Below are 18,884 nucleotides of genomic sequence, written 5' to 3'. Positions count from 1 at the left end.
CGATGAAGTTAGTATGGCTACGTAGAGATCTGCGTGTCGAAGATAACCGCGCCTTGAACTTAGCATTAGCATCAGGCCAACCTGTCGCAGCCATTTATGTTGCAACTCCTAAGACTTGGCAGCGTCACGGCTTGGCACCTATTCAGGCAGACTTGATCTTTCGTCGCTTATGCGAATTGCGCAATGATCTCGATTTACTCAATGTCCCTCTATTCTATGTGCAAGTAGAGACGTTTACACAGGCGGCAGAGAGAGTGGCTGATTTGGCACAAGCTAACTCAGTGAGCGGCGTTTTCTACAATAAGGAGTATGAAGTTGACGAGCGAAATCGCGATTCATATTTAGAACAGCAACTGAGCGATTCAGATATTGAAGTGATAGGGGTCGATGACAAGTGTGCGTTGAGACCGGGCAGTGTGCTCAATAAACAAGGGGACTACTTCAAGGTTTTTACCCCGTTTAAACGCGCATATCTTACCAAATTGTACCAACAGCCTATTAGCGTACTGAAAGCAAAGCCTGTCGACTGCAAAGTTGAGCTTCAATCCATAGATGGCATAGAACGGTTTTCGTCGGCTTGTGCTCTAGATTACCCTCGCGTGTGCAGTGGAAGTTACTCTGTCGAAACCAATGCTATCATTGGTCAACTTCGACGTTTTGTTTTTGAACGTTGTGATCAGTATGATCAGCAAAGGGATATTCCATCGATCAACGGCACCAGTATGCTATCTCCCTATTTAGCTATAGGGGCCTTATCGATACGTCAGTGCATGGCCCGTCTCCATGATAGTCAGACATTGCCACTCACCGCAGGAAGAGAAGTTTGGCTAACTGAATTAGTCTGGCGCGACTTTTATCAGCACCTGATCTACTTTGAAGATAAGTTGAGTAAAGGCAAGAGCTTTGTTGAATGGGGAGACTCACTTACTTGGCGAGATTCAGCTAGCGCAGTGATAGCTTGGCAAACAGGACACACAGGCTATCCCATTGTTGATGCAGCAATGAGGCAGCTAAACCAGACTGGCTGGATGCATAATCGATTAAGAATGATTGTGGCCAGTTTTTTAGTCAAAGACCTGCATCTAGATTGGCGTGTCGGCGAACGATACTTTATCTCGCATCTCATCGACGGTGACTATGCGGCCAATAATGGTGGCTGGCAGTGGTGCGCTTCTACCGGTTGTGACGGCCAACCCTATTTCAGGATCTTTAACCCCATTTCTCAGGGAGAGAAATTCGACCCTCAAGGTGACTTTGTTTACCAATGGATTCCTGAGTTAGCCAAAGTACCTCGCCAGTTTATCCATCAACCCTGGAAGTGGAGTAAAGCAAAGGAATTGTTATATCCGTCACCAATAGTTGATCATAAGACCGAAAGAGAGATAACCTTAAGCCTTTATAAAGATGCTAAGGACAATGTGAATGGTACGTAAGTTTATCGTGTTCTTTTGTTGTATAAGTTCGCCTTTATTTGCGGCTACTTACGACTTGCCTGCAAAAGAAAGCAGTATAGTAGGCAGAACTCAATATCATAAGGTGCAAGAAGGTGACACATTGGCGAATATCGCCAAGCAATACGATGTTGGTTTTCTCTCTCTTATGGCTGCAAATAAGGGGGTAGATCCCTTTCTTCCCACTGTAGACTACGTATTGACTATTCCGACCCAAATCATTTTGCCTAATGTTGAACGTCAGGGAATCGTGATCAACTTAGCTGAGTTACGACTCTACTATTTTGAACCTGAGATCAATAAGGTACATATTTTCCCTGTCGGCATTGGACGTATAGGGCGTGATACTCCAGAAATGGAGACTAAAATCAGCCAGAAACGTCCAAATCCTACGTGGACTCCACCAGCATCGATTCGAAAAGAGTATCTTGCCAAAGGCATCGAGCTACCAGCGGTTGTACCAGCCGGGCCTGAAAACCCACTAGGAGAATACGCGTTACGCTTGGCGTACGGCGCTGGAGACTATCTAATTCATGGGACCAACAAAGATTTTGGTATCGGACTTAGAGTCAGTTCAGGTTGTATTCGCATGGATCCGAAAGATATCGAGTGGTTGTTTTCACAGGTGCAGTTAGGGGAGAAGGTACGTGTGATCAATGAACCTATCAAGGTGGCATTAGAGCCAGATCGAAGTGTCTTTCTCGAAGCTCATGAGCCTTTGACTCGTAGTGATGGCATCAAGAAACCTTTAATCATGCCGCAAGAACTGACATGGTGGTTGAAAGAATTTGACCAGTCGGATGTTAAGGCACGAGCCGCAATCCTTGCTCAAAACGGTGTTCCCGTCGAAATCGTCGCACCAAGCTTTATCAACTAAAGAACAAAAAAAGAAAGGGTCTGCATGTAGACCCTTTCTTTTAAAAGACGTAATTACTTAGTGTAAGACTGAGCAATGTTGTCGATACGCTCATTTGCACGAGCTGCTTCTTCTTGAGCTGCCATAGCCGCATCACCAGACTTACGAACTTCTGATTGAAGAGCTTGAACGTCTTGGCTTAGCTGGCTTACTTGATTGCTCAGTTCATCCATTTTCGCAGTAGTAGCTTCGTCTGGACCAGACGCACAACCAGCTAGTAGAAGCACAGAAGATGCTGCAGCTGCGATCAACATTTTGTTCATAAGTGAACTCCTTGCATGTATAAGTATCAATAAAATGTCCTATACCTTTTTGTGTATAGTAACGTCAATTAGTGTAGCCCTAATCTTACGCTTCCAAAAGTCAGAAAAAGTCAAAAAAACCCAAGATTTTAGGTAATTATCGAATTAGTTGACCCACGTCTCATTGGTGAGAGCAATGAATGTAAGGCAATAAAAGTGATACTTTTATCGCATTAGTGACATTCGATATTATTTTATGTGATCTCTATCCTCCTTGAGCGAATCCAGTTATCATAGCCTGTTTTTATTAATTCCCGTGTTGTAAGGCTCCATCATAAGCTTCGCCTGCGACACTTAATGATCAAATGGAGAATACTTTGCAATTTAAAGATTTAGGTTTAGACAATCGCTTACTCAAGAACTTAAAGCATTTTGACTTTAAGAAGGCGACAGAAATACAGCAACAAGCGATCCCGGTCGCGATTGCAGGTAAAGATCTGTTGGCTTCTTCGAAAACAGGTTCTGGTAAGACGTTGGCTTTTGTTTTGCCTATGTTGCACAAGTCATTAAAAAACAAAGCATTCTCTGCAAAAGATCCTCGCGCATTGATTCTTGCACCAACGCGTGAGTTGGCAAAACAGGTTTACGGCGAACTACGTTCTATGCTCGGTGGCCTGACGTACGACGCGACTCTGATTGTTGGTGGTGAGAACTTTAATGATCAGGTGAAAGCACTACGCCGCTACCCTAAGTTCATTGTTGCGACGCCAGGACGTTTAGCCGACCACTTAGAACATCGTTCACTGTTCTTAGATGGACTTGAAACACTTGTTCTTGATGAAGCAGACCGCATGCTTGACTTGGGCTTTGCTCCTGAACTGCGCCGTATTCACCTCGCTGCTAAGCATCGCCGTCGTCAAACTCTCATGTTCTCTGCCACACTTGATCATGCTGAAGTGAATGACATCGCTTTCGAAATGCTTGATGCGCCAAAACGTATTGCGATTGGTGCAGGTAGCGCAGAGCACACAGATATCACTCAGAAGTTTTACTTGTGTGATCACTTAGATCACAAAGAAGCGATTTTAGAACGCATCTTAGAGCAAGAGAACTACAAGCAGCTGATTATCTTTACGGCGACCCGTGCCGATACGGAAAGACTGACCGCCAAGCTGAATGAGAAAAAGCTGAAAGCGATTGCGCTTAGCGGTGGCTTAACTCAGACTCAGCGCAATACGATTATGAGTCAGTTTGAACGTGCTGTGTTTAAGATTCTTGTCACAACCGATATTGCTTCTCGCGGTTTGGATATTGCTAGCGTTACGCACGTGGTTAACTTTGATATGCCGAAACATACTGAAGAATATGTTCACCGAGTCGGCCGTACTGGTCGAGCAGGTAATAAAGGTGACGCAGTTTCTTTGGTTGGGCCAAAAGACTGGGATAGCTTTAAGCGTGTAGAGGCGTTTTTACAGCAAGATTTAGCATTCTCTGAGCTTGAAGGGCTGAAAGGTAAATTTAAAGGCTTACGTCCTAATAAACCCGATTATCGTGGTAAAGGTAAGTCTGCGAAGAAAGCGGCACCACAAGCCAAGAAAGCAGCCAAGAAACCCGTTAAACGCGATAAGAGTTTCCATCAGAATGTTGCTGTGGGTGATACGGTATTCATTCCGAAAAAGAAAGTCGCACCGAAAACAGACGACGAATAAGCCGTCAGATAACAAGAAAATGTCACGTTTTGGCTTACTAATTCATAGATGTTGCCAAGATTTGTATCGATAATGCAATCAATAATTCGCGCTATTGTAAAACACTGCACGGTCACTAAGGAATTATATTATTTAACATAGTCTTACAGGATGTTGCTTGGTTTGTGTGAGAGGGTACTTATGTTTGGCTAACCTAGGTTTACAATTTTATTTTGAGTATTGAAAGATTTTCACCTTTGTCATAGAGGCTTCAACTAAGTGAAACACAACTGTCATATTTGAGTCCTAAAGTGGGCAGCGTTCAAGTTAAACACAACGGCAATAACGCCACTTAAGGATAATGTGATGAAAAAGACAGTAATCGGTGCAATCGCACTTCTAGGCGCAATGGCAGTGACTTCAGTTTCTGCTAAGGAAACGATCTCTGCTGTAGGTTCTAGCAGCGTAACTCCACTGATGGAAGTTTTCTCTGAAACATATATGAAAACAAACCCAAACATCTTTATTGAAGTACAAGGACCTGGTTCTTCTGCGGGTGTTAAAGCGGCCAAAAATGGCAGCGCGGATTTAGGCATGTCTTCGCGTAACCTAAAAGATTCTGAAAAAGAGCCGGCTCTTAAAGAACTAACAGTTGCACTAGACGGTATCGCAGTTGTTGTAAACCCTAAGAACAAGCTAGGTAAACTGACCGCTGAGCAAGTAACAGCAATCTACAAAGGCGACATCACTAACTGGAAAGATGTTGGTGGTGCAGATAAGCCAATCGTTGCTATCACTCGTGATACAGCTTCAGGTACTCGTGGTGCTTTTGAAGACATCATGAAGCTGAAAAAGAAAATCTCTGGTAAGAAAGTTTCTGCAATCTCACAACGTGCTCAAGTTGCAAACGGTAACGGCGCTCTGAAAACAATGGTTGCTTCAAACCCTTATGCTATCGGCTACATCTCTCTGGGTACCGTAGACAACTCAGTAAATGCGCTATCTATTGACGGTGTTGAAGCAAACGTTGAGAACGTTAAGAACGGTTCTTACAAAGTCGCTCGCCCATTCCTAGTGCTTTACAAAGAAGGCAAACCATCTGCTGAAACTCAGAAGTTTCTAGATTGGATGGTAACGCCTGAAGCACAAACTCTTGTAGACCAGAAAGGCTACATCTCAGTTAACTAATCTTAGTTGACCATCTAACAAGTTTGCTCAGCCCACCTTTTCGGGCTGAGCGTTTTCAATCCATTTCGACTCTGCTCTGCAGCTCGAACTGTGAGATTTTCATATGACCATCGCAAATAGTGAAAAGCTTATGAATACTGAAGCGACTCAAGTTAATAAGTCAGGTCTGCGTGCACAAAAGCGTGTAGATTGGAAAGAGCGTATCTTTCACGGCTTATTTTTAACCAGTGCGGTTATCGGTATTGTCTCTCTGGCGGTTATCGCTTACTTCATTGTTAAAGAAAGTATCCCAGCATTTCAGGAAGCTGGTGTTTCTGGCATCGTGCTTGGACAAGATTGGTTACCACCTGCACTGTATGGTGTGGCAACCATGATTGTCGCCTCTGTGGTTTCCACCTTAGGTGCGGTTGTGGTAGGGGTTCCTATCGGTGTTTTAACGGCAATCTATATTGCTGAAATCGCACCAAAGCGTGTGGCGGATATTATTCGCCCTGCGGTAGAGCTACTCGCGGGCATCCCTTCTGTGGTTTATGGTTTCTTTGGTTTGGTCATCATTGTTCCGCTGATTCAAGAAATCTTTGATGTGCCTGCGGGTAACACGATTTTGGCGGGTATTATCGTACTTGGTGTGATGATTCTTCCTACAGTTATCACCGTATCTGAAACGTCCATTCGTGCGGTTCCACGTACCTACAAAGAAGGCTCATTAGCACTTGGTGCCTCGAAAATATTTACGATTTTCAAACTACTAGTTCCAGCTGCGCGTAGCGGTATTATGACAGGTGTGATATTAGGTATCGGCCGAGCGTTAGGTGAAACAATGGCGATCATTATGGTGATGGGTAACGCCCCTGCGATGCCAGAAGGTATCCTCGATTCAGCACGTACACTGACTGCTAATATTGCAATCGAAATGTCTTACGCAAGTGGTGTTCACGCCAACGCTCTATACGCTACAGGTGTTGTTCTACTGGTATTTATTATGTCTCTTAATGCCGTTCTGCTTTACCTGAACCGTGAGAAGGCGAGGTAATAATCATGTCTGCTATTAAATCATCACCTAATCAGTCAAAGGTCTCGCAAATGGACACTGCAAAGCTGAAAAAGGCGCGTCAGACAAAAGATAATATCTTGAATGCTTTTGTTTGGGCTTCTGCCGCACTTACCGTTGGATTCCTGTTTTGGATTATTTGGTACATTCTGTCGAACGGGCTAAAGCACGTAGATTGGGCATTCATTACCGATAGCTACACCGCAACGGGTGAGGAGAAAGGTATTTTTCCTATGATTGTGTCGACCATATATATGGTTATCGCATCGATCGCTGTAGCTGCACCACTTGGCATTATGACGGCAATCTACCTAACTGAGTATGCCAAAGTCGGAAGTCGTCTAGTTAAAGTAATTCGTTTCTGTACCGAGTCATTAGCAGGTATTCCATCGATCATCTTTGGTCTATTTGGTATGACATTCTTTGTGGCGATCCTTGGCTTGGGTTTCTCGATTCTATCGGGTGCTTTGACTCTAAGTATTCTTATTCTTCCGGTGATTATCCGTACGACGGAAGAAGCACTCATGGCAGTGCCTCAAACTTATCGTGAAGGTTCTTATGCATTGGGATCTTCAAAAATTTACACTATTTGGCGTCTTATCTTACCAAGTGCGACACCAGGTATCTTAACTTCGGTCATTCTGAGTATTGGTCGTGTAATTGGTGAATCTGCGCCTGTTTTCTTAACCGCAGGTATGGTTGCGCGAATCCCTGATTCTTTACTGGATTCGGGACGCACGCTGACGGTTCACCTTTATAAGCTAACTACCGAGCTGTTCACTATTGATGAGTGGAATCAGGCATACGGTACAGCGACAGTGCTGATTGTTGTGGTCTTACTGATCAATACGGCAACGAAATTTATTGCGAGCTACTTTAATAAAGCGACGTACTAACCCTTTCAGCACAAGTTAAACACGAATTACAGAATTTAAGAGATTAAGAAAATGAACAAATTTAATATTGAAAACCTAGATCTTTTTTATGGTGAAAACCAAGCCCTGAAATCGATTAACTTACCTGTACCAGAACGTCAGGTAACGGCGCTGATTGGCCCTTCTGGCTGTGGTAAGTCAACATTATTACGCTGCCTTAACCGTATGAACGATCTGATTGAAGGGGTTAAGATTACCGGTCGTCTAGAGATGGATGGCGACGATATCTACGGTAATATCGATGTTGCAGACCTACGTATAAAAGTAGGAATGGTGTTCCAAAAGCCAAACCCATTCCCAATGAGCATCTACGAAAATGTCGCTTATGGCTTACGAGCTCAGGGGATTAAAGACAAAAAGCATATTGATGAAGTGGTCGAACGTTCATTGCGCGGCGCGGCGTTGTGGGATGAAGTGAAAGATCGTCTTAAGTCCCATGCGTTTGGCTTGTCTGGTGGTCAGCAGCAACGTCTTTGTATCGCACGTACCATTGCGATGGAACCTGATGTTATTCTGATGGATGAACCTACTTCAGCCTTAGACCCAATCGCGACGCACAAAATAGAAGAGTTGATGGAAGAGCTGAAAAAGAACTACACCATTGTCATCGTGACTCACTCAATGCAACAAGCGCGTCGAATCTCAGATCGCACGGCCTTCTTCCTCATGGGTGAACTTGTAGAACACAATGATACGCAGATTATTTTCAGTGAGCCAAAAGACGACCGCACAAGAGGTTATGTCAATGGTGACTTCGGCTAACCAGTTACTGGCACAAAAATTATAACTATAAGCGATGGAACTTTGCCCCTCATTTGAGGGGCTTTTTTATGTCTTTAAGAAAGAAATGGCTGTTTCACATGTGTCTCACCTGTCTCACTACACTGTCTCATGTGAGACTGATATATCTAACTTTTTATCATAAGGCGTTGATTTTTAGTTGTTTATTTTTTGGCATGAGCGTTGCTCTACCTAATGTGAATCCGAATTGGCTTCAGGTTAGGGATAATGCAAAAAGTAATTCTGATAATAACAAGTTTATTTAGCCTTCAACTCTCAGCACAAGAGTTAGTCACTTTAGGTCCGTCTACGTTTCAAGGGGCGGAAGGGGCTATTGCCGTCAATATCGCTGCTGGCGAGCACAATGTTCAAAGCAGTAACTTTGTCTACTCAGCTCAGGGTGACTATGAGTTAACTATCATCTCTTCAACACAAAGTTCAAAGATCGCTTCTTCTGCTTCGGCGTCTATTGAATCAGCTGCATTCGATAGTGCTGGTGGCTATATCAGTGCCAACCTAGCGGCTGGTAACAGTAATCAACAGCACAACATCATCATTTTCGCCCCTAGTTCTGAAGTGAGCTGGGAAGTGGCTGATCTCAGCTCTCAGTCAGTAGCGATCTCTGATAGAGGATATTCAGAGAAAGGTGATGACCTTTCAGTCGACATCGCTCCACTTGCTCTAAACGGAGCTAGCGGAGTTATTCAAATGAGCCAAATCGCCGGTAGTGGCAATACCGTGCGCAATACATTCCAAATGCCAACAACCATAAATTAATCTCAATGAAATGAGGAAAAAACACCATGGAAAAACAATGGAATAAGGTACCGTTAGCGGTAATCATCGGAACGATCCTATCTGCGCCTGCCTATGCAGATGGGCTTGAAGTAGAGGCCAATAATTTACAGGTCTCTGCGGACAACTGGGTGGATGTAACATTTGATGCTCCAGTTGTTTCCGATACGGGAATCACAAATAACGCCTCATTAAGCAGTGGTGCATTTGATGATGCAACAGGGGTTGTGCATTCAAACGTTGCTGCGGGATTTTATAACCAAGGTAGCAACCAAGCCTCTATGGGTACACGTGCTGAAGGTAATTTAGATGAGGCTGCTTCAGTTAGAGCTGGTTCTGCGCAAGCGAGCAGTGGTGAAAACCTGTCGATGAAAAAAGACTTTGGTGGCGATAATGACAACAGTGCAACTTTAGACGGTGCATTTAAGGGTGCCAAAGGCGTTATCGGCACAAACGTTGCCGCGGGTGTATCAAACTTGCAGACCAATAATGTTGCTATGGGTAATGCCGAAGATGCTAGCGAACTAACATTGACAGCAGCCTCTGAACAATACCTTGGACTTGCCCGCACTGATGGTGGTGAGGTTGAAGGAAACACGGTGAACTCACTGGGTGCGGACAATGTCGCAAAAGTTCAGGGTGACGCGTTTAAAGGTGCTAATGGCATTGGTGGGGCTAACGTTACTTCAGGAATGGCTAACCAACAAGCGAACTCTGTCGCTTTAGCCAACTTTGTTACTGTTGGTTCAGGTGATCCGTCTGAAGGAAATCCAGCTGCAAATATTGGTGAGACATTAGGTGTTGACGGACTACCTGCTAACACTAACAACAAGCAACCTTTAGATAACCAGACTGAAGTGACAAGCGTTACTCTGACATCGAAAGGTAAACAGACTCTGGATGGAAATAGTGTAACTGTTGATGGCGACCCGCATCAATTCCAAAACAACACTTCACTGATCGATAATGTGTTTAACGCTGTGAAAGGCATTTTCGGTCTTAACGTGGCTTCCGGCGATCTTAATGCACAAAGTAACAATGTATCGCTAGGTGTGACGGCGCTACCTGATCCAGATACTGGTAGTACAGTTAACGTCAATGCCCTTGCCGAGCAAAGTGTACAAAACAACTCTGTAAGCTATACCAATAACGATGGTAACAACAATAACCCATCAACCAATGATGCCACTATTTCAAAGAGTTTTGTTGGTGCGAATGGTATCGTTGGTGCTAACGCTGCCGCGGGACAAAATAATGCTCAAACCAACAACGTTGCGGTAGCGGTGACTGAGCCTAATGGTAACGGGCCTGTTGATGCTGTCAGTGTGGTTGCATCGTCAACTCAATCTGTCACATCTAATACATTAACTCAGACGCAAGACGATAGCCTTGGTCAGGTGACCAACAATGCCACTATTAATAAAGGTTCTTTCTCTGGTTCACAAGGCATAGTAGGCGCTAACGCTGCAGCTGGTCAGTTCAATGCCCAGTCTAACCAGGTGAGTGTTGCCTCCGTTGCTGGTTGGGTAGACTCACAGTCTGGAACTAGTGGAGTTGTTAAGGCTAATTCTGAACAAACAGTTTCAGGCAACGCCATGGCGACAGAGGGAGAGGAGAACTACGAAGTAACTTCAAACGCGACATTAACTGGTAATGCACTAGATAATATTACCGGTATTACTGGCGCGAATATCGCAGCAGGTCAAGGCAATGCTCAAACCAACAATGTTGCAATGAGCAGTGCATACGGTGATGTCGACTCTTCTGAAGTAGTGGCGGAGAGTACACAAAACGTCACTCAGTCAAACATTTCACCGGACAGTGAATCGGACTTAACGTCAAGCGCAACTATTAGTTCTAACTTCTCGAGTGACATTTCAGGCATCATGGGTGTCAATGTGGCGTCAGGTCAGTCGAATGTGCAATCTAATAACGTCGCCTTGGCTTCGTATAACGACCAGAATGAATCTACAGCAGATGCACTTCAAGTTGAAGCAACCAGTCAGCAAGCAGTGACTTCAAATGATGTCTTTGCAAGTGGTAATGGCTATATCGATAACAATGCATCGATTGATGGTTCGTTTAAGGGTGGAGTCAGTGGTGTGGTTGGCGTGAACGTCACGTCGGGCCAAGCTAATGCAGCAAGTAACAACGTTGCACTTGGTTTATATGCAAGCAATCAGCAAGATGACTCTCAGGGCGATTTAATCAAAGCCAAAGCTAGCTCAGAACAATCGGTTGTTGGGAATACTAATAACATCGATCAAGGTAGCGAAGCTCCTATCAGTAATACCGCGTCAATTAAGAGCTCATTCACTAATGGAGCATCTGGCGTGGTTGGCGTGAATAACGCGGCTGGTCAAGGTAACGCTCAGGCTAATAACGTAGCGATTGCCTTAGATGAATCATCAGATGACGGTGCTGGCGCTGGTTCAGTTATTGCCGCATCAAATCAGGATGTCATCAGTAATAATACCATTTCGGATATCCAACAAGGCATTTCCGTTTCGAACCAAGCAACGCTAGCAGGCTCATTCACAGATGTGTCGGGTGTTGTTGGAGTTAACCTGTCTTCAGGCCAAACTAACGCGCAAGCTAACAATGTGGCGATTAGTAATGGCTCTGGCGGTGGTGAAACTAACCCATTCTCTAAACAGGACGGTATTGACACGACATCAAGCTTTAGTGGTGTGCTAGCGGCAAGCATTCAAGAGATTGATGGTAGTGATGTGACGTTAGGAGCGAGTGATACGGTTTCGGAAAATGTTGCAACACTTACAGGTTCGTTTGCTAAAGTAAGTGGTGTAATTGGTGCTAACGTTACTGCTGGGCAGGCTAACGCGCAATCGAACAATGTGGCGATGGCGGCTGACGGTCAATCCGGTGCGCAAGATGGCACATTAGCAGCGGCGGCAGTTAGTCTGCAAGAGTTCGATGAAGTGGATGTATCGCTAGGAAGTGGTTTCGAAAATAGCGCGACACTAACCGAATCGTTCAATAATGGTACTGAAGGCATTGTTGGCGCGAACGTGTCTTCTGGTCAGGCAAACGCTCAAACCAACAACGTAGCACTTTCTTCAAATGATGGTCAGCCCTCAGTAGCGGTTGCGGGTAGTGCTCAGGTTATCGGTGCGCAGCTAAATGGCTCAGGTACTGGTAATACAGGTACCAACAATCCAATGACTGTGACTAATAAGCTGTTTGCAAGTGAAGCGACTCTGTCGAACTCATTTAAAGACGCGAAAGGTATCCTAGGTGTCAATATAGCTTCAGGCCAGTTAAATGCTCAGGCAAACAATGTTGCGGCTTCAGTAACTGGTACCGATGCTGGTGCTCCTACTGGTGCAATCAACGTCCAGGCTGCGGTTATTAATGAAGTGAACTACAACGCCACAGGTGCTTATACAGCAGTACTTGGTAGCAATGCATTCAACGGTGCGACGGGTGTGATTGGTACCAACATGGCGGTCGGTGTTGCGAATGGTCAAAGCAATAACGTTGCAATGCAAATCGCTGATGGCAATACCTCTGGTCCGGCTGTAGCAGCTAACATTCAAGGTTCGTTTGCCAATGGAGCAGCAACCAGAACAACAACTGGCGCAGTCAATGTGGACGGCATGGCTGAATTCGCAGGTCTTGCTGTTGAGAGTGTACAGCTAAGTAAGTTTGCAGTGTCTGATAATGGTACTGGTAGTAACAGTGACCTGGTCAGCGTAGGCAATACAGCGACAATCACAAACAGCTATAAAGGTGCTAAAGGTGTTATCGGCGTTAACGTAGCATCAGGCTTAGGCAACTTGCAAAGCAACAATGTTACGCTTGTCGCTTCACGCGGCAACTAACGACATGGTGTAAATATCGAAATGCCCTCTTCGGAGGGCATCCTTTTAAGCTTAAGGATAAGTATGAAATTTTGTCTTTTGACTGTTGGATTATGTCTGTCGACCCTGACTCAAGCGGCCACGGTTTACCTTGATGGTTTGGTACCTGGGGTAGGTTCGATGCAGAAGGAAGTGGTCAGCATCAAAGAGAGAAAGTTTCTAAATATCGTACGACAACAAACCGACTTTTCTTGTGGTGCCGCCTCACTCGCTACCTTGCTTCGTTATGGATACAACATCGATACCGATGAACAAAAGGTAATGAACGGAATGTTTCAGGTATCGGATGCGACAGCGGCGAGAAAGCTTGGTTTTTCAATGTTGGACATCAAAAACTATGTCGAACAAGGATTGGGCATGAGGGTTCAAGGTTACAATATTCCGGCGGATAAGCTTAGTGCCTTGCCTATTCCAACCATCGTCTTGCTAGACATTAAAGGATACCGTCATTTTGTCGTGCTAAAAAGAGTGGATAAGAGTGGCAATGTCTATATTGCAGACCCTGCACTCGGCAACCTGACTATGTCTGTTGAACAGTTTACTCAGGGTTGGCAAGGAGTCGTTCTGGCCGTGGTTGGTCAGGGGTATGATCAAAGCTCACCTTTAGCCATGCCTTCTCCACCGCTCACGGTACGTTCCCTGGAGGATCAGTTTGCTCCGGTAACGGCCTTTAACTTAATGGATTTTGGCTTCAATGCATCGGAGTTGTTCTAAAAGGGAAATACAATGAAGATCAAATGTTTGGCAGCTTGTCTGTTTACCTGCTTTCAGGCTAATGCGGCGGTTGACTGGCAATCAATGCAAGCAACCTTGGTAGATGAGCAGCAACTATCGACGATGCGGGGTAAGTATCGAGTCGCGCGTTCTGGAGAGGATCTCTATTTTGGGGTACGAATGATCACCCATTGGAGTGATTCGAATTCATCAGGTTCAGCTGGCATGGATGTTGTCGTAAATGGCAACAATGTTAGTGTTACTCCATTAGATGGCAGTGATTTACAAAACAGCATTAATGACAACGGAATCCATGGCAATGGTTCGGGAATGGTTCAATTGGTTCAAATTGCAGGGAATGGCAACTCGGCAAGCAATGACTCTGAGCTGAAGTTGGTGGATAGTGGCGGGTTAACCTCAACGTCGTTATCGGGTTCCTCGCAAGTTGAATACTATCAAGTCTCTGGTGGTGAGAACCGTGTCGGATATAAAGTGACCATCGGAGAAAGCATAGCAATCCAAGAAATTCGTAGCTTGAAATCGGCACATGGAGCCTATCAAGGTATAAAACTCAAAGGTGACGATTTGGTGGTTCAGAACCAAATGTTAATGGAGGTGAAGATTCCCGACTCGTGGAAGCAAAGTCGAGACTTGATGGTATCTCATTCATTATTAAAGGGATTATAAGCAAACCGCATATGCTTCTAATTGATATCTCACTTTTGAAACAGTAAATAATCATAAATTAACTTAACATCAAGCGAGTTCATATCCGGGAGGTGAATATGAAAAGGAGCTCGCTTACGATAAGTTGCCTGATCGCAACTAGCAGCCCTGTCATGCATCTGCATGCCAATGATCAAGTGGACGCTTTATCTCAGCAACTGGCTGAACAAAAAGCGGCGAATGAAGCATTAAAAGCTCAGTTGCAGCAACAGCAGCAAGTGATGCAGCAGGTTATTCAGGCAGTTAATAACCATCAACAAGTGCTTATCAATCATCAGGGAAATATTGATAGCCTAGTCAAAAAGAACCAGCGCGTTTCTGCGGAAATGAAATCTCAACTTAATGGTGATAAGCAACAAAACGTCCTATCACGTCCTGAGAAAGTTGCTATCGATGCAACAGCTGGCTCTTCCCAGGTAGCCCGCCCAGAGACTCAGACTGCCAACACTCAAACTCCGAAAGCTAAGCCGACTAATGCCACTAAGCCTCAAGAGTCGAGCCAGAAAAGCCGCAGTGCAGAAGATGTATACCAAGAAGCGGGTAATGTCTTTACACGTAAGTTCACTCTGGAAACCGCTTTTCGTTACAGCTATTTTGATCGAAAGGATCTTGCATTAAGTGGCTTTCTGGCGCTGGATTCGATTTTCCTTGGCGACATCAACTTAGATAGAGTTCGTTCTAACACCTTCAACTTAGACTTTTCTGGACGTTACACTATCGATGATCGCTGGCAGGCTGAACTCAGTATTCCGACGGTTTACCGCTGGTCAGATTATGAAACTGTGGGTCAGAATAACTCTAGCGACGGTTTAGAATCAGGCAAGGTATCGAGTTCGGGCATTGGGGATATCAGTGCAGGTATATACTACCGTGTTCTAAAAGAGACCACAGACTCGCCTGATTTAGTATGGAACTTTCGGGTGACCGCACCAACCGGTAAAGATCCATATGGTATCGCGACCTCATCATCCCAGTCTGGCAACCTTAACGTTCCCGATGACCTGCCAACGGGTAATGGAGTGTGGGGGTTAGGTACCGGGATCTCGATTGTTAAAACCTACGACCCTGCCATCGTATTCTTAAACCTTAATTATACTCACCAGTTAGAAGAACAGTTTGACGACATCAGCAGTGCAGCAGGTAATCAGTCTGGCAGCGTTAAGCTTGGTGATAGCTGGGATTATGGTCTGGGAGTGGCTTTTGCTATAAGCGAACGGATGAGCCTCGCAATTAACTTTAGTCAATCTATGAGCAATACCTCTAAACAAAGACTTGATGGAGGAGATTGGGTAGAAGTTATCGGCAGCGATGGCAATAGTGCCACTTTGGGTATTGGTTCAACCATGGCTTTGACCAAGAACTTGAGTATGGTGACACAAGTAAGTTCTGGTTTAAGTGATGATGCTGCTGATTACGCAATCAGCATTCGCTTCCCTTACCGATTCTAAAGGTGATGAAGGTATTATTATGCGAGAAGAACAAGCGGTATCGATATTAGTTATTTCGCGTGATCATCAACTATGGTCAGGAATTTTGTCTGCTCAGGGATGGAGTTATCGAATTGTAGCATCGGTTGATACTGCGAAAGAGATATTAAAGAATGTACACAGACTTGTGGTTGTATTCGACTTTTCATGTGGTCGATACCAATGTAAACAATTAGAAGTACTCCATGGAATCGGCTTGGGAGTTCGCACTATTGCTTACTTGGACAAATCTCAAAGAGAGCTGATGACCTGTGAAGATCTCAACTATATTTCATACTATTGTGTTGATTATTACACCAGTCCTTTGCCTAAAGAAATGGTAGTGAAAACTCTAGGTCATCAATTAGGAATGCTCGATTTGAAGAGCAACTCACTGACAAAATCGAAAGTAAATGTTGTTGAAGTTAAGACGACAGCGTTGATTGGTGATTCTCCTGTTGTACATCGTCTGAAACGACAAATAGGCAAAGTTGCGCCAACGGACGTTAACACGCTAATTTGTGGTGAAAGTGGTACAGGTAAAGAATTAGTTGCTAGAGCTATTCATGATGCATCCTCACGAGCGAATGAGGCATTTGTAGCGGTGAACTGTGGTGCTTTGAATGAACAGTTAGTTCATTCTGAGTTATTTGGTCATGAAAAGGGGGCTTTCACAGGAGCCAGCACAAGCCGGACGGGTAAAATTGCGCTAGCACATAATGGCACACTATTTTTGGATGAAATTGGTGACTTGCCCCTAACTCAGCAAGCCAATTTGCTGCGGTTTCTTCAAGAAGGAACGATCGACGTACTAGGAGGTCATGAGCCGGTCAGGGTAAATGTGCGGGTGGTTGCGGCAACTCACGTTGATTTGGAACAAGCGATTAGGGAAGGCCGTTTCCGACAAGATCTCTACTTTAGATTGAATGTGCTTCGGGTTAATGTACCAGCGTTAAGAGAGCGAGATCAGGACATATTAGTCTTGGCTGAATTTTTTATGAAAAAGTTTAGTGCTGAATATAATTGTAACGTCTCTCATTTTAATGAGGGAGCAAGGCAAAGATTGCTTGGGTACCATTGGCCGGGAAATGTAAGGGAACTAATCAATATTGTTAAGCGTGCCGTGCTGATGAACGACATTGGAGTGATTTCAGCACAAGATCTTGATATATCCGCCAATGTGGAGTTTTCTACACCTAACAACGGTCATAAAGGTGAAAGCTTACGTGATGCCTTACTCCTTTATGAAGGTAATGTCCTAGAAGCCTCGAAATATTTAGGAATATCAAGAGCGACCGCCTACCGGATTATAGAAAAGTACGACCTAAGATCAGCATTGGTTAGGGCGAGAGGCCTCAATTAGTGATTGCTGACGGCATGTATTTCGTGTGATCGTTTGTCGGAATACATGCTTAGGTCTGCATGGGTTAACAACTCAGCGACATTAAGTGAATCTTCTGGATATCGAGCGATACCGATGCTAGTGGTTAATTCGAATTGCGTGCCATCTTTGATTTTAATTGGTTTGAATACGTTTTGATGGATTGTATCGATTGTCTTATTTATTACAGCCAGATCAGTTTGATTTGATATGACGGCAAATTCATCACCACCAATTCGGTAGCATTCTAGCCCGAGACGACTTAAGCGCCTAGTGACTGCTTTAAGTACCTGATCCCCAGCATAGTGTCCATGATAATCGTTGATTTGCTTAAATTTATTTAGGTCAAGTAGCAAAATACTGAATGGTGTATCAGAATCTGTTCTCCGTTTTAATTCACTAAACATCGCCAAACGATTAGCAATACCTGTTAGCGAATCTGTGAGAGAGAGTTGCTTATGGTACTCCGACTCTTTATGGAAGATGTACATTGCTAGACAGACGCACAACACAAGCAACATCAAGGAGGCAAACTGGATATCGTTAAGATTCTGTGCTTGCTTCATCTGATCGCGATAGAGCGGACTCTTGATGCGAAAATTGGTGTTTACATACTGAATCATAGACATGTAAAGAATGTTGAACTCGTCACTGACCTTCTCTACGTAATCAGGATGATTAAGAAGTTCCAGACGGGATTCGAGTGCTTTGAATTGGCTAAATAGTGTCAAAAAGAAAACTCTTGCTCCCGGTAACGCAATGTAGGTATCCGCTTCTCTACTGGTCAGAAGGAGATCAAAACGACTCCAAGTGAGCTCGTACTTAAGCAGGGCTCGTTGATGATAATCCTCATCCGTTGCCGCAAAAGGAAGAATGGAATTGAGCTCCGAAAACTCCTTACTCAGTTGGAATAAAAACCATGTAGCTTGATTTTGCTGTTCGCTGTAGGACTGAGCGTGTTGTCGAGTCGCACTAAGAAAGTAGAGATTCGCGATGATGACCACAAGACTGAGCAAGAGCAGTAAATACTTGGCCCTTTTGAGAATAGCGGATGATTGGTTGTAATTATTGCGCTGCCACATCTTGGTTTCTATGTATGAGTATCTCGTCTATTTGCCACACCATTTGAGCGTGGAAAACAGCATTATCAATTTCTGGGTATTGGTCTAAATTAAAGACCAGCCAATAAGGACCTTTATTTCTAACTTTAATGGGTTGATCGTCTATCTGATACGCCACAATAGGCTGATACTTTTTGATATCTTTGATTTGTGAGCTAGCCGCGTAGTCATTGAGTGCAAGGAAAGAGACAGAAAAAGCGTCGTTAATTCCAAGGTGTGTTAGGAGATCAGAAACCTTGAATCCAGTAATGTCTTTCTTATCTTCGAACCAAGGGAGGCTGGTGGTAAAGCTCGTTGGTGGAAAGAGAGATGTGACTTGTTCATGGGTAAGAACAATAGGTTGTTGATCTGCTGCACGAATGACCAACTGAGAGCCCAATGTTTGGAAACTCAAAATCGAGGACAACAATGCAGCCCAATACCACCTCATAAGCTCTCCTTGGATTATCTATTTAGATAAATGTCATTAATTATATTATGAGAACTGATGAATTAGAAAGCTTTTAGGCGAACAGTGAGAGATGACGAGGGTGCTGTTGGATATGATGA

At 44.3% G+C, this 18,884-nt stretch carries 16 protein-coding genes; 13 read left to right on the top strand and 3 right to left on the bottom strand.

Features of this window, described 5'->3' with window-relative positions; all coding sequences use genetic code 11:
• Positions 1-2: 2 nt before the first annotated feature.
• Positions 3-1,433: a deoxyribodipyrimidine photo-lyase gene (gene phrB / locus DA100_RS01805; RefSeq protein ID WP_138970588.1), complete on the top strand. Its 1,431-nt coding sequence runs from the start codon at positions 3-5 to the stop codon at positions 1,431-1,433.
• Positions 1,423-2,328 (top strand): L,D-transpeptidase family protein, encoded by a 906-nt coding sequence (locus tag DA100_RS01800; protein ID WP_138970587.1) that lies wholly within the window; start codon positions 1,423-1,425, stop codon positions 2,326-2,328. Before phrB ends, DA100_RS01800 begins: the two co-directional genes overlap by 11 nt.
• Positions 2,329-2,381: 53 nt before the next feature.
• On the opposite strand, the gene DA100_RS01795 is transcribed toward DA100_RS01800, so the two are convergent.
• Entirely contained in the window at positions 2,382-2,630 is a 249-nt protein-coding gene (locus DA100_RS01795; RefSeq protein ID WP_006880552.1) for an Lpp/OprI family alanine-zipper lipoprotein, read from the bottom strand.
• Between the two features lie 344 nt (positions 2,631-2,974).
• Here DA100_RS01795 and DA100_RS01790 point away from each other — a divergent pair, with 344 nt between their 5' ends.
• From DA100_RS01790 to DA100_RS01740, 11 genes are all read left to right on the top strand, one after another.
• Entirely contained in the window at positions 2,975-4,318 is a 1,344-nt protein-coding gene (locus tag DA100_RS01790) for a DEAD/DEAH box helicase (protein WP_138970586.1), read from the top strand.
• A gap of 345 nt (positions 4,319-4,663) precedes the next feature.
• A complete protein-coding gene (locus DA100_RS01785) occupies positions 4,664-5,485 on the top strand; it encodes a phosphate ABC transporter substrate-binding protein (protein ID WP_138970585.1) in 822 nt (273 codons plus the stop codon).
• Between the two features lie 103 nt (positions 5,486-5,588).
• The gene (pstC, locus tag DA100_RS01780) at positions 5,589-6,518 is read left to right on the top strand and encodes a phosphate ABC transporter permease subunit PstC (RefSeq protein ID WP_138970584.1); all 930 of its coding nucleotides are present in this window, start codon (positions 5,589-5,591) and stop codon (positions 6,516-6,518) included.
• 50 nt (positions 6,519-6,568) lie between these two features.
• Positions 6,569-7,432 (top strand): phosphate ABC transporter permease PstA, encoded by an 864-nt coding sequence (gene pstA, locus DA100_RS01775; RefSeq protein ID WP_138970602.1) that lies wholly within the window; start codon positions 6,569-6,571, stop codon positions 7,430-7,432.
• Between the two features lie 51 nt (positions 7,433-7,483).
• The gene (pstB, locus tag DA100_RS01770) at positions 7,484-8,233 is read left to right on the top strand and encodes a phosphate ABC transporter ATP-binding protein PstB (protein ID WP_138970583.1); all 750 of its coding nucleotides are present in this window, start codon (positions 7,484-7,486) and stop codon (positions 8,231-8,233) included.
• A gap of 246 nt (positions 8,234-8,479) precedes the next feature.
• Complete coding sequence (locus tag DA100_RS01765; RefSeq protein ID WP_138970582.1) at positions 8,480-9,028, top strand: hypothetical protein; 549 nt, start codon at positions 8,480-8,482, stop codon at positions 9,026-9,028.
• A 26-nt stretch (positions 9,029-9,054) separates the two neighbouring features.
• Positions 9,055-12,888, top strand: coding sequence for a hypothetical protein (locus tag DA100_RS01760; protein WP_138970581.1), 3,834 nt, complete (start codon positions 9,055-9,057; stop codon positions 12,886-12,888).
• A 63-nt stretch (positions 12,889-12,951) separates the two neighbouring features.
• Entirely contained in the window at positions 12,952-13,641 is a 690-nt protein-coding gene (locus DA100_RS01755) for a C39 family peptidase (RefSeq protein WP_138970580.1), read from the top strand.
• Positions 13,642-13,653: 12 nt separating this feature from the next.
• Positions 13,654-14,328 carry a hypothetical protein gene (locus tag DA100_RS01750; RefSeq protein ID WP_138970579.1) on the top strand — a complete coding sequence of 225 codons (675 nt, stop codon included), beginning with the start codon at positions 13,654-13,656 and terminating at the stop codon, positions 14,326-14,328.
• A gap of 98 nt (positions 14,329-14,426) precedes the next feature.
• Complete coding sequence (locus tag DA100_RS01745; RefSeq protein WP_138970578.1) at positions 14,427-15,815, top strand: transporter; 1,389 nt, start codon at positions 14,427-14,429, stop codon at positions 15,813-15,815.
• Positions 15,766-17,196, top strand: a complete 1,431-nt coding sequence (locus DA100_RS01740) for a sigma-54 dependent transcriptional regulator (RefSeq protein ID WP_138970577.1) — start codon at positions 15,766-15,768, stop codon at positions 17,194-17,196. The genes DA100_RS01745 and DA100_RS01740 overlap by 50 nt, the downstream gene beginning before the upstream one ends.
• Here the strand turns inward: DA100_RS01740 and DA100_RS01735 are convergent.
• Positions 17,193-18,296 (bottom strand): GGDEF domain-containing protein, encoded by a 1,104-nt coding sequence (locus DA100_RS01735; RefSeq protein WP_138970576.1) that lies wholly within the window; start codon positions 18,294-18,296, stop codon positions 17,193-17,195. The genes DA100_RS01740 and DA100_RS01735 overlap by 4 nt on opposite strands.
• Positions 18,280-18,765 (bottom strand): hypothetical protein, encoded by a 486-nt coding sequence (locus tag DA100_RS01730; protein WP_138970575.1) that lies wholly within the window; start codon positions 18,763-18,765, stop codon positions 18,280-18,282. Before DA100_RS01730 ends, DA100_RS01735 begins: the two co-directional genes overlap by 17 nt.
• Positions 18,766-18,884: the final 119 nt, after the last annotated feature.

The organism is Vibrio sp. Hep-1b-8 (genome assembly GCF_006124995.1).
Lineage (GTDB): Bacteria > Pseudomonadota > Gammaproteobacteria > Enterobacterales > Vibrionaceae > Vibrio.
The sequence above is the reverse complement of the archived record's forward strand: the minus strand, read 5'-3'. Positions and strand labels throughout refer to the sequence as shown.